Below are 12,587 nucleotides of genomic sequence, written 5' to 3' on the forward strand. Positions count from 1 at the left end.
CGGCCGCCGGGCCCCCCGGACGGCGCGGTGAACGACGCGGCCGGCCGGCGCACCCGCCCCCCGGACGGCCACGGCGCCCGCCCCCCGGACGGCCGGGCCACGCGGCTTCCGGGAGGCCCGGCCACCGGCGCCCCGGAGGACCGGGCGGCGCCGACCCCGGCCACCCACGCCCCAGAGGACCGGGCGGCGCCGACCCCGGCCACCCACGCCCCAGAGGACGGGGCGGCGCCGACCCCGGACGGCCGGGGCGTCCGGAGCCTCGGCGGGCTGGCCGCCCGGACCCTGGGCTCCTACGGCGTCAGGTTCGTTCTGGGCGCGCTGATGAGCGTGGTCGTGAACCGGTCGCTGGGGCCCGAGGGCCGGGGCGCGTACGCGGTGCTGATCGCCGTCGCGACGGTCGCGTTGCACCTCGGTCAACTGTCGGTCGAGGAGGCGCACGTCGCACTCTGGTCCCGGATCCGCGACGCCGCCACCGTCACCGCGAACAGCGTGCTGTTCGGCGCGGCACTCGGATGCGTCTGCGCGGTCGGCGCGGCGATCGTCGTGGTGGGGCTGGGGCCCGGCGTCGTCCCGGTGCCCGACCTCGGCCTCCTGGCCGTGGCGCTGGCCTGGATCCCCTGCGCCATGACCGAGAAGCTGCTGGCCCGCCTCATGGTGCTGAGGACGCGGATCGAGGTCAACAACCGGAGCGGACTGCTGAGCGTGGGCGTGCACTGCGCTTCGCTGGTCCTGCTGGCCGCACTGGGCGAGGTGACACTGGGGCGGGTGGTCGCGCTGTGGACCGTGTCCGCCGCGCTGCCCCTGGTGGTCCTCCTGCCCGCCGCCCGTCCGGCGTTGCGCCACTGCGACCTCGCGGTGGCGCGCCGGACGCTCCGCCTGGGCCTGCGCTACCACACCGGCCTGGTCTCGATGTTCCTGCTGCTGCGGGCGGACGTCCTGATCCTGGGCGCGATGACGACGACCGCCGAGGTGGGACTGTACGCCGTGGCCGTGACGCTGATGGAGCTGGGCCGGGTCCCGCCCGACGTCCTCGCGAACCTCGCCATGCCGCGGCAGCTCGAAGACGACGAGCGGGCGGCGGCCCTGTTCACCGTCCGGTCCACGAGGATCGCGGCGCTCGTCGCCGCGGGCTCCGTGGGACTGCTCTGCGCCGCCGCGCCGCTCCTGGTTCCGGCGGTGTACGGTCCGGTGTTCACGGGGGCGGTCGGTCCGCTGCTCGCGCTCGCGCCCGGCCTGTGGTCGATCGGAGCGAGCAGGCCGGTCGGCGCCTTCCTGCTCCGGCTCGACCGCCCGCTGTGGAACTCGATGACGGCGGTCGCGGCCCTCTCGGTCAACGTCGCCGTGAACCTCGCGCTGATCCCGTCCTGCGGCGCCGTCGGCGCGGCGCTCGCCTCCAGCGTCGCCTACACCGTGCTGGCGGTGCTCCAGGTCCTCTGGTTCCTGCGGGTCACCCGGAGGCCGTGGAGCGACCTGCTCCCTCGGTGCTCCGACGTCCGCTTCCTGTGGGCGACGGCCTGTCGCGTCCCGTCCTGGAGGGCCGGCTGACGCGGTGGCGGGCCGCGCGCTCAGGTCCGCATCGCGACCGCGCGCGGCGCCGCCGGTCCGGAGCGCGCGGCCAGTTCGCGCCGCGCGTGGGCGATGGCGTCGGTGAGGATGTCGTCCAGGGAGCGTCGCGGCAGCCAGCCGGTGAGGATCCGCAGCTTGGTGGTGTCGGGGACCTTCCGCTGCATGTCCTCGAATCCCGACTCGTACGCCTGGTCGTACGGGACGAACTGGATCGCCGACGCGCTGCCGGTCCGCGTGACGATCGTCTCGGCGAGTTCCCGGATGCTGATCTCGCGTGAGGAGCCGACGTTGTAGGTCTGCCCGACGGCGGCGGGCTCGTCCAGCAGCCGCAGCAGCGCGTCGACGACGTCGCTGACGTGAGTGAAGCAGCGCGTCTGCCGCCCGTCCCCGTACACGGTCAGCGGCTCGCCCCGCACGGCCTGCCGGACGAGCCGGGGAACGACCATGCCGTACGCGGGGCTCTGCCGCGGGCCGACCGTGTTGAACAGCCGGACCACGACCGTCGCCAGGTCACGCTCCCGGTGATAGCAGTTGGCGAGGATCTCGTCCACGGCCTTCGCCGTGCTGTACGCCCAGCGCACGATGGACGGGGGCCCGAGGATCCGGTCCGCGGTCTCCCGCAGGGGACCCGAGGAGTTCTTCCCATAGATGTCCGACGTGCTGGTCATCAGCACCTTGCGGCGGTACCGGTGCGCCGCCTCGATCACGATCTGCGAGCCTCGGATGTTGGTGATCAGTGACCGCAGGGGTTCCTCGACCACCAGCCGTACGCCGACGGCCGCCGCCATGTGGACCACGGCGTCGCACTGGTTCATGAGTTCGTCGACGATCAGGTCGTCGAGGACCGACCCGTGGACGAAGCGGAAACTCGCGTTCTTCGCCGCCTCGCCCAGGTTGGCGGGGCTTCCCGTCGCCAGGTTGTCGAGAGCGATGACGGAGTCGCCGCGGGCCAGCAGCGCGTCGACGAGGTGCGACCCGATGAAGCCCGCCCCGCCCGTCACCAGGTATGTCATCCTGCAGCCTTCCGGCATGCCGCGCCTCCCGGGCTCCGTGAGCGTCGCCGCGGATCGGATGGCCGAACCGCGAGCGGCCTGGGGTGGCGGGAAGTCCGTTCCCCGCCGCCCCAGGCCGGCCGATGACGGTGTGCCGTCACCGCTGCGGAAGACGGTCGAACACTCGCGTCAGGAGCAGCCCGGCACGCTGCCGACCGGGCTGCAGTTGTTGGGAGCGTTCCTGATGACCAGGCTGTCGTCGAGCAGCACCGGACCGGCCTCCTGGTCGCGGAAGATGCCGCCGCCGTCGCTCGCGCGGTTGTCCTCGACGAGGGTGCGCACGAGCCTGGCGCGCCCGCCGACGCCGTTCAGCAGGCCGCCACCATGAATCTTGGCGGTGTTCTCGTCGAGCGTCGTACGGAAGAAGGTCGCCGTTCCGCCCAGTTCGTTGTAGACGCCACCGCCGCTGCTGTTGGCGCTGTTGCGGCTCAGCCGGCTGAACTCCACGGCGAGACGGCCGTCGCTGTAAATCCCGGCGCCGCCGCCGCCAGAACCGTTCGGATGAACGGTCGTATTGTCGGTGATCAGGGTGTAGGAGACCACCGCCGTGCCGCTGTCGTTGCTGAGTCCCGCCCCGTTGTCCGCCGTGTTGTTCCGCAAGGTGACCTGGAACAGGTGAAGGGTGCCGCGTGCGCTGAGGATGCCTCCGCCGGTAAAGACCCCGGAGTCGCCGCCCTCGACGAAGATCCCCCTGATCGTCAGCCGGGCGCCGGTGAAGACCTCGAACAGGCGGAACCGCGGGCCTCCGGTACGCCGGATGTGCGTGGACGGCCCACCGACGATGGTGATGTCCCCTCTGATGATCGGCAGGGCGTCACCGCCGCGTGTCCCCGTCTCCGCCGGGGCGGTGAAGTCGTAGTTGCAGCTCGCGGCGAGCCGGATCGTGCCGTGGCCCGCCGCGTTGACGTCCTTGATCGCATCCACCAGGCCTGACGCCCCGCCCGTAGGTCCGCTGCACGGCACCGTCACGACGGGCTGTGCGTAGGCCGAGGGCGGCGATGCCGCCGCTACTCCCGCCCCCATCAGCGTGGCAGCCGCTATGCTGCCAGCCGTTCTAGCGAATGAACCCATGAGGCTCCCCCCGAACAGAATGGACATTCCTCTTGTCGGTGATGAATTGTCCTCGCGGCACCGCCGACATCGGATAGAGAAACATTGCGCAGGCCATCACACCGCGTCGGGGCATCGCCGATTTCCGGTTCTTTGCCGCCGCGGACCACTTTTTAAGTGGCCCTTGATTCGGCGGCCGGAGGGATAGCGCCCTGAATACGCGGAAAACGTATGAGTGGCCGGGGACCCGGGTGACGATCCGGCGGGGACCCCGGACAGCGGTCCGCCGGGGACCCCGAAGGGTCCCCGGCGGACCGGAGTGGAACGTCAGCCCTGCGGAAGGGGTCAGCCCTGCGGGAGGGCCGGCTTGCCGGGAGACCAGAGCCAGGTCTTGAAGAACCCGCTCAGGTCCTGCTTGGAGATCTTCTGGGCGAGCGCGGTGAACTGCTCGGTGGTGGCGTTGCCGTGGCGGTGCTGGGCCGCCCAGGTGCGCAGCAGGGTGAAGAAGGCGTCGTCGCCGATCTTCTCCCGGAGGAACTCCAGCACCATGCCGCCGCCGCTGTAGACCCGGTCGTGGAACATGGTGTCCCGCTTCGGGTCGGCGATCACGACGTTCCACCAGCTGTCCGTCGCAGAGTGGCCGTTGTAGGTGGCGAGGGCCTGGTCGTGCACCGTCCGGCCGCCGTGCTTCTCGGCCCAGTACCACTGCGAGAACGTCGCGAAGCTCTCGTTCAGCCAGACGTTGTTCCAGGTCTGCACCGAGACGCTGTCACCGAACCACTGGTGCGCCAGCTCGTGCGCGATGGTGTTCGTGCTGCGCACGTCGGAGTACAGCGGCCGGGTCTGGGTCTCCAGCGAGAAGCCGATCGCCTGCCCGTTGTACGTCGCCAGGTCGGCGATCGCGCCGGTCGAGTCGAACGGGAACTTCCCGTACAGCTGGTCCCACAGGTCCGTGGCCTCGGCGGTGGTGTCCCAGAAGAACGTCATCGGGTCCGGGTGGTTCGGGTCGCGGCCCACGAGCTTCGGGTCGACGGCGACCGTCTCGGGGATGCCGAGCGGGGTCTTGCCGTTCTTGAAGGTCCACTTGCCGATGTCGGCGGTGGCGAGGTAGGTCGCCATCGGGTTCTTCTCGTCCCAGACGAAGGTGCTCTGATCGCCCTTCGTGCGCTGGGACACGAGCCGTCCGTTCGCGATCACGCCGAGGTCCTTGGGCACCGTCACCTTGAAGGTGAAGGCGGCCTTGTCGGACGGGTGGTCGTTGCTCGGGAACCACGTCGACGCGGCATTGGGCTCGTCGCCCATGAACGCCCCGTCGTCGGTGTGGACGAAGCCGTACGGGGAGCCGAACACGACCGGCGAGCCCACGATCGTCTGCGGCACGCCGCCGTACGTCACGGTGACGGTGAAGCGCCGGTTCTGCCGCAGGCCGCTCTTCGGCGTGATCACCAGTTCCTGGCCGTCGCGGGTGAACTCCGCCTTGTGGCCGTTCACCGTGACCTTGGAGACCGTCAGCTGCTGCAGGTCCAGGTCGAAGCGGGACAGGTCCTGGGTGGCGCGCGCCGTCATGGTGACGACGCCGTCGAGCCGCTTGGTCGAGGGGTCGTACTTCAGGTCGAGGCCGTAGTGCAGGGCGTCGTACCCGCCGTTGCCCTCCAGCGGGAAGTACGGGTCGCCGATGCCCGGAGCGCCGGGGGAGAAGTGAGGCCGTGCCGCGGCGGACGCGGCGGGGGAGATGGCCGCCACGGAGACGAGGGTCGCGCCGACGGCCACCAGCCGGGATGTTCTGCGCATGTGGGGGGTTTCCTTGTGCAGAAATCGAGTGGACCTTGCGACTCTGGCGTAAGCGCCGCGGGATTGTCCAGACTTTCAGCACCGAAACTGGCAGACGGTCGTGATCTCGCAGTTCGGGGGAGCAAACCCCGGAGTTCGGAAGCGGACACGCGGTGGCCCCCGGAGTCACCGGGGGCCACCGCGCCGGGCCGGGGGCGGTTCTCAGTGAGCGGCGGCGAACTGCTCCTCTTCGGTGGACCCCTTGAGCGCCACCGTCGAGGAGTCCGGCGAGACCGCCGTGCTGACCAGGTCGAAGTACCCGGTGCCGACCTCGCGCTGGTGCTTGGTGGCGGTGTAGCCGTCCCTCTCCGCGGCGAACTCCGCCTCCTGCAGCTCCACGTAGGACGTCATGCCGTCCTCCGCGTAGCCCTTGGCGAGGTGGAACATCGAGTAGTTGAGCGAGTGGAAGCCGGCCAGGGTGATGAACTGGAACTTGTACCCCATGTGCCCGAGCTCGCGCTGGAACTTGGCGATCGTGGAGTCGTCCAGGTGCTTCTTCCAGTTGAACGACGGAGAGCAGTTGTAGGCCAGCATCTGGTCGGGGTACTCCGCCTTGATCGCCTCGGCGAAGCGCCGCGCCACGTCCAAGTCGGGCGTGCCGGTCTCCATCCACAGCAGATCCGAGTGCGGGGAGTACGCCAGACCACGGGCGATGCACGCCTCGATGCCGTTCCGCACGCGGTAGAACCCCTCCGCGGTGCGGTCGCCGGTGGTGAACCGCCGGTCGCGCTCGTCCACGTCGCTCGTCAGCAGCGTCGCGGCCTGGGCGTCGGTCCGCGCGATGATCAGGGACGGGACGCCGGCGACGTCCGCGGCGAGGCGGGCGGCGTTCAGCGTCTTGATGTGCTGGCCGGTCGGGATGAGCACCTTCCCGCCGAGGTGACCGCACTTCTTCTCCGACGCGAGCTGGTCCTCCCAGTGCACCCCCGCGGCGCCGGCGGCGATCATGGCCTTCATCAGCTCATAGGCGTTCAGCACCCCGCCGAAGCCGGCTTCGGCGTCGGCGACGATCGGCGCGAGCCAGTGCGGAGCGGACTCGTCGCCCTCGGCCCAGGTGATCTGGTCGGCGCGCAGGAGCGCGTTGTTGATGCGGCGCACGACGGAGGGGACGGAGTTGGCCGGGTAGAGGCTCTGGTCGGGGTACGTGTGCCCGCTGAGGTTCGCGTCCGCCGCCACCTGCCAGCCGGACAGGTAGATCGCCTTCAGGCCCGCCCGCACCTGCTGGACGGCCTGGTTTCCGGTCAGCGCGCCGAGCGCGTTGACGTACTCGCCCTGGTGGAGCAGTGTCCACAGACGCTCCGCGCCGAGGCGGGCGAGCGTGTGCTCCTCCTGCACCGAGCCGCGAAGGCGGATGACGTCCTCGGCCGTGTAGGTCCGCTCGACGCCGGCCCACCGCGGGTCGGTCTTCCACTGACGCTGCAGCTCTTCGGCTGCTCCCTTGAGGCGACGGTCGCTCATGGATACTGCCCTCCTCTGTCGTCCCCTGGGTGCTTGTGTCCTACTCTCTGGCTTCGGAGGCGGATAGTGAACCGGCCAGTAACAAGAAGAAGCGCATAAATTTCGCTACGATGAACCTGTGACGGGCTTTCAAAAAGAAGAAGCGCTGAACTTGACGAATGGTCTAGACCTCGTGACGTTCGGCCAGCGGCTTCGGCACCTCCGCCGCGCACGGGGCTACACCCTCTCTGAGCTGGGAGAACGCGTGGGCCGTGCGCCATCCCAGCTGTCCCTCCTGGAGAACGGCCGGCGCGAGCCGAAGCTGTCACTGCTCCAGGCGCTCGCCTCGGCGCTCGAGGTCCCCGTCGAGGAACTCCTCCGCAAACAGCCGCCGAACCGGCGCGCCCAGCTCGAGATCGCCCTGGAGGAGGCCCAGCGCGACCCCGTCTACCGCGCGCTCGGCCTGCCGCACCTGAAGGTCGGCAAGCGGGTGCCCAACGACGTCCTGGAGCACGTGCTCGCGCTGTACGACGAGGTGAAGCGGAGCCGTACGAAGCCGACCGCCAGCCCCGAGGACGCCCGCAAGGCCAACGCCGAACTGCGCCGCCAGATGCACGAGCGGGGCAACTACTTCGGCGAGATCGAGCGGGTCGCGGCCAAGTCCCTGGAGGCCGCCGGCTACCGCGGCGGCGCGCTGTCCCAGGGCATGCTGCTGTCGCTCGTCACCCACTTCGGTTTCACCCTGCGATACGTCCAGGACCTGCCGCGCTCGGTCCGGTCCGTCACCGACCTGCGCAACCGCCGCATCTACCTGGAGCGCGAGCAGCTCGGCATGCACACGCCGCGCACGATCCTGCTGCAGACGCTCGGCCACATCGCGCTCGAGCACGCCGTGCCGAGGGACTTCGCCGACTTCCTCCGGCAGCGGGTCGAGGCCAACTACTACGCCGCCGCCACCCTGCTGCCGGAACGCACGGTCGTGCCGTACCTCCAGGAGGCCAAGGCCGACCGTGAGCTGTCGATCGAGGACCTGTGCGACGTGTTCTCCGTCTCCTACGAGATGGCCGCGCACCGGTTCACCAACCTGGCGACCCACCATCTCGATCTGCCGGTGCACTTCACGAAGAACGACGAGAGCGGCACGATCTACAAGGCGTACGCCAACGATGGGCTGATCTTCCCCGCCGACGAGCACGGCGCGATCGAGGGCCAGCGGATGTGCCGTCAGTGGGCCGGGCGGCGGGTCTTCGGCGCCGACGACCGGTTCTCGGTCTACTACCAGTACACCGACACGCCCACCGGCACGTACTGGTGCCTGTCGCACATCGACCCCAGCCACGAGCGGGACTTCGCGATCACGCTCGGCGTCCCGTTCGAGCACTCCCGGTGGTTCCGCGGCCGGGACACCAACCGTCGCGTCAGGTCCGCCTGCCCGGACGGCGACTGCTGCCAGCGGCCCCCGGCCGAGCTGGCCCGCCGCTGGCAGGGGCACGCCTGGCCCTCGGCGCGCGCCCACTCCCACGTCCTCGCCGTCCTGCCGCCCGGCGCGTTCCCCGGCGTGGACGAGGCGGACGTCTACGCGTTCCTGGAGCAGCACGGCGAGACGTGACGCTCCGGTGCTAGGAGCGCCGGGCGACGCGAAGGGCGCGCCGCTCGCCAGGTTTCCCCTCGCTGTGATGCCGGCGAAACGAGGGTGAAACGCTGGCGGGTGTCAATGGGCCCGGAGTGCTGACGCAGGAGAGGGGACGATGAGGTGCTGCCCCAGGTACAGGCGTGGCTGCGCAACCGCATGAGCTCCGCGGCGGACTGGCCGGTGGACCGGCTCCTGGCCGCCAAGGGCGAGACGACGGTGAGCGTCGTGCTGCCCGCCCGGAACGAACGCGCGACGGTCGGCGAGATCGTCGCGACGATACGGCGGGACCTCGTCGAGCGAGCCCCGCTCGTCGACGAGATCCTCGTCATCGACTCCCGGTCCGTCGACGACACCGCCGAGGTCGCGGCGGCCGCGGGCGCGCGCGTCGTCGCCCAGGACGCCGTGCTGCCGGAGCTGCCCCCGCTGTCCGGCAAGGGGGAGGCGCTGTGGAAGTCGCTGCACGCCGCGCGCGGCGACGTCCTGGTCTTCGTCGACGCGGACCTGCGGAACTTCTCGTCCTCGTTCGTCACCGGGCTGCTCGGCCCGCTGCTCACCGACCCGTCCGTGGCCTACGTCAAGGCCTGCTACGACCGCCCGCTGAACACCGGCGGCGTGTCCGTCCCGGGCGGCGGCGGCCGGGTGACCGAGCTGGTCGCCCGCCCGCTGATCAACATGCACTGGCCGCTGCTGGCCGGGTTCGTCCAGCCGCTGGGCGGTGAGTACGCCGGACGGCGGACCCTTCTCGAACGCGTTCCGTTCGTCACCGGGTACGGCGTCGAGCTCGGCCTGCTCATCGACGTGCTGGAGGCCGTCGGCCTGGACGCGATGGCCCAGGTCGACCTCGGCACCCGCGAGCACAGCCATCAGTCGTCCGAGGCGCTCGGCGGCATGGCGGGCCAGATCATGCAGACCGCGTGGTCCCGGCTCGACCGGCAGGGCCGGATCGTGCCGCTCGAACCGCCGTCGACGGTGCTGACGCAGTTCCGCCGCGACGGCGACGGTCACCAGGTGCAAATCCGCGACGTCTCGGTCGGCGAACGCCCGCCGATGGCCGAGATCCGTTCCTACAGCGACTCGGCCGCCTGAGAGCCGTGCTCGGACGGGCGGTGGCCCCGCCGGGCACGGATGTCATCGTGCCCGGCGGGGCCGTGGGGTCAGAGGCAGATGCTGCCCTTGCTGCTCATCGTGAGCACACCGCAGGCCAGCTCCTCCTGGACCGCCGCCTCACTCTGCAAACGCAGGACCTCTTCCACGCCGACCACTCCTTTCCATCGATGCGGGGACAACGGCGACCCTCGACCCGGCCGAGTGCCCGTCGAGGGTGTCAAGGGGAGCCGGCGCGGGATCCGTCAGGCGGCACAGGGCGAGCAGGATCCCGGCGGACCCGGACCACAGGTCGGCGGACAGCCGCTGTCCCGGCTCACCGAGCCAGCCGACGCCGTCCTCACGTGGGACCGCGGACCGGAACAGGCCACGGGCGCTGGTGAGCGCGGCGTCCATCAGCTCGGGCCGGCCCAGCCGCCGTCCCGCGTCCGCCAGCGTCACGGCGAGACCCGCCAGACCCGGGAACAGCCCGGGGAACACGGCGAAGCGGGCCGTGCACGCGCGCAGGCAGCGTTCCAGCGCGTCCGCCGCGCCGAGATCTCCGTCGCCGATCACGTCGAACTCCGCGTCCGGACGGCACGCCAGGTAGCGGGACAGCACCGCGGCGTATCCCGCGCTGCCGCCGAAGAGGTACGGATAGACGCGGCGGTCGTCGTGGGAGAGCCTGAAGCCGAGGCCGTCCACCGGGATCGGCTCGGCATAGGCCAGTTCCTCCCGGAGCAGTCGCATGCCGCGGGCGAACGGCCGCGAGTCCCCGGTACGGCGGTACAGGGCGTACAGGGCCAGCGCCACGCCGGTGCGCCCGCCGACGAGCCCGGACCGGTTGGTCCGGCTCAACCGGAAGGTGAGCTCGTCGCCGTCGGGAACGCGTTCGAGCAGCCGCTGGGCGAGGTCCAGCCACCGTTGCTCGCCGGTGCGGCCGTGGTGGACCAGCAGGCCGAGCGCGGTACCGGCCGCGCCGGCGCCGAGGGTCGCGACCGTGTCGTTCAGCGGATGGGCCGCCGCGGTGGCGAGCAGTGAGCCGGCCGCCTCGGACTCCCCGAGCCCGGCGAGCACACAGGCGATGCCCGCCGTGCCGTACAGCAGTCCGGGAGCGCCGGTCTCCGCAGCGGCCATCGTTTCGTCCCGGAGCCGGCGGACCACCCGGGGGTCGCAGGAACGACCGGCGCGGTGCAGCGCGTACAGCACACCGGCGGTCCCGGCGGCCACGGCGCGGGTGCCGGTCTGATGCCCCATCGGGTTCGTCGGATAGACCCGTACCGGGTGATCCGGTTGAGCCGCCGCCTCCAGCGCGTCCGCGGTCCGGTCGGCCAGCCGGCGCAGCGCGGCGACGGTGTCCTCGCGCACGGCCCGCGGCGTGGGCAGGCCGGGGCCCTGGCGTACGCTCCCGGGCGCCGGCGGGGGAGGGGCCTCGGATCGGTCGTGGCAGTGGGTGGCCCACTGCCACAGCCTCGGGGGGACCGGTGCGAGCTCGGTGAGGTCGGCGTACAGGTGGTCGAGGGCCCGCGGGTGCCGTTCGGCCACCTCGTGCAGGGGGAACAGGAGCAGCAGCGCCAGGGCGGCCAGCCCGAAGCGGTCGAGTTCGCGCGGATCGCGCTCCACCGCGGACCGCGGATCCGGATGCAGGTAGCCGGGGGTGCCCATGATCCTCCGGACGTCCCCGGCGCGTTGCACCGCCTCGAAGTCGACCAGCCGTACCTGATCCTCGTCGTCGACGAGCACATTGGTCGGGCTGAGGTCGACGAAGACGTAGCCCAGTTCATGCAGGCGTTCCAGCTGCGCGTCGAGCCGGTCGAGCAGGGCCAGGCAACGGCGGTGATACTCGGCGAACGCCGCGGCGTCCGGCCCGATGCGCACCGCGGGGTTGTTCAGCACCATCCACCGGTACAGCGGAACACCGGGCGTGAACTCGGTGACCAGGTAGCTGTGCTCCCAGTGGTGGAACAGCTCGACGGGCCGCGGGCACAGACCGGGCCGGCGGCCGTGGATCGCGCGCAGGGTCAGGTACTCGGCGTTCAGCCGTGTCTTCGCGTCGGCGCCGTCCGGGGTGTACCCGTTGTGCGCCCGCGCCTCCTTCACGAAGACCTGTTCGCCGGCCGGGGAGCGGAAGCGGTAGGCACCACCGGCGTTGCCGTGGCGGATCACCGCCTCGAAGCTGTAGCCGTGCAGCGTGACCGGGCCGGTCGCGGCCTCGGGGGCGGCCGTACGGAACGGGTCGGCGACGCCGGGCGGCAGATGGAACGCCGGCCGGCGCTCGTCATCGATCTCCCGGCCGTCCGGTCCGGCCATGGTGGGGACCTGATTGCCGTCCGCGTCGACCCGCAGACGGCCGCGGAACGCCCCGTAACGGTAGGAGACGCACTCGCTCGCGCCGAAACGGCGATCGGAGAGCACGAAAGGCCCGCTGATCCCGCTCAGATCCCCGGCCAGCCGCGTTAAGAGGGACCGCGCGCACTGCTCGGTGGGCGGGTAGAGGGTGCAGAACTTGCCGCTCTGCACGCGGTTCGCGTGCTTGCCGTGCGCGTGCAGGAACATCTCGCGTCCGGCCAGGTGCTTGAAGGGGACTCCCGCCTCGGCGCAGGCCGTCGCCACCACCGTCAGCACCGACTGGGCGTTCGCCAGGGAGCTGGACACGTGGATCTTCCAGCCCTGATCGGGCAGGAGCAGACCGGCCGGCCCCCAGTGGGTCCACGCGCCCGAGTCCTGGCGCGTCCATCCGTCGGGCATGGGGCCGGCGTCATAGCGCGGACCGGGATCGGCGGTGTCCCAGGGTTCGTAGTGATCCTGATCGGCGATCAGGAAGGACATGTCCACTGCCACCTGGCCACTCCTGACCGGTCGAGTCCGGACGGATCGAGGGCGACGGCGCAGGTTCCCGTCAGGGCAGGCCAACGGGATGATTCACGCGCGTCTGA

General features: G+C 71.1%; 8 protein-coding genes. 3 read left to right on the forward strand and 5 right to left on the reverse strand.

The window, feature by feature from the left end; genetic code table 11:
- Positions 1–27: 27 nt before the first annotated feature.
- A complete protein-coding gene (locus NDW01_RS31955; RefSeq protein ID WP_252828079.1) occupies positions 28–1,545 on the forward strand; it encodes a lipopolysaccharide biosynthesis protein in 1,518 nt (505 codons plus the stop codon).
- A gap of 20 nt (positions 1,546–1,565) precedes the next feature.
- Here the strand turns inward: NDW01_RS31955 and NDW01_RS31960 are convergent, their stop codons facing one another.
- The 4 genes from NDW01_RS31960 to aceA form a co-directional block, all read right to left on the reverse strand.
- Positions 1,566–2,579: an NAD-dependent epimerase/dehydratase family protein gene (locus NDW01_RS31960; protein WP_252828080.1), complete on the reverse strand. Its 1,014-nt coding sequence runs from the start codon at positions 2,577–2,579 to the stop codon at positions 1,566–1,568.
- 168 nt (positions 2,580–2,747) lie between these two features.
- Positions 2,748–3,542 carry a hypothetical protein gene (locus NDW01_RS31965; RefSeq protein WP_252828081.1) on the reverse strand — a complete coding sequence of 265 codons (795 nt, stop codon included), beginning with the start codon at positions 3,540–3,542 and terminating at the stop codon, positions 2,748–2,750.
- Positions 3,543–4,013: 471 nt separating this feature from the next.
- Positions 4,014–5,459: a M1 family metallopeptidase gene (locus tag NDW01_RS31970; RefSeq protein ID WP_252828082.1), complete on the reverse strand. Its 1,446-nt coding sequence runs from the start codon at positions 5,457–5,459 to the stop codon at positions 4,014–4,016.
- 201 nt (positions 5,460–5,660) lie between these two features.
- Complete coding sequence (gene aceA / locus NDW01_RS31975; protein WP_252828083.1) at positions 5,661–6,956, reverse strand: isocitrate lyase; 1,296 nt, start codon at positions 6,954–6,956, stop codon at positions 5,661–5,663.
- Between the two features lie 151 nt (positions 6,957–7,107).
- Here aceA and NDW01_RS31980 point away from each other — a divergent pair, with 151 nt between their 5' ends.
- Together NDW01_RS31980 and NDW01_RS31985 are read left to right on the forward strand one after the other, a co-directional pair.
- Positions 7,108–8,544, forward strand: coding sequence for a helix-turn-helix transcriptional regulator (locus tag NDW01_RS31980; RefSeq protein ID WP_252785013.1), 1,437 nt, complete (start codon positions 7,108–7,110; stop codon positions 8,542–8,544).
- Positions 8,545–8,688: 144 nt separating this feature from the next.
- A complete protein-coding gene (locus NDW01_RS31985) occupies positions 8,689–9,654 on the forward strand; it encodes a glucosyl-3-phosphoglycerate synthase (protein ID WP_252828084.1) in 966 nt (321 codons plus the stop codon).
- Between the two features lie 138 nt (positions 9,655–9,792).
- Here NDW01_RS31985 and lanKC read toward each other — a convergent pair whose 3' ends face one another.
- The gene (gene lanKC / locus NDW01_RS31990; RefSeq protein ID WP_252828085.1) at positions 9,793–12,492 is read right to left on the reverse strand and encodes a class III lanthionine synthetase LanKC; all 2,700 of its coding nucleotides are present in this window, start codon (positions 12,490–12,492) and stop codon (positions 9,793–9,795) included.
- Between the last annotated feature and the right edge of the window lie 95 nt (positions 12,493–12,587).

The organism is Actinoallomurus soli (genome assembly GCF_024055715.1).
GTDB lineage: Bacteria > Actinomycetota > Actinomycetes > Streptosporangiales > Streptosporangiaceae > Actinoallomurus > Actinoallomurus soli.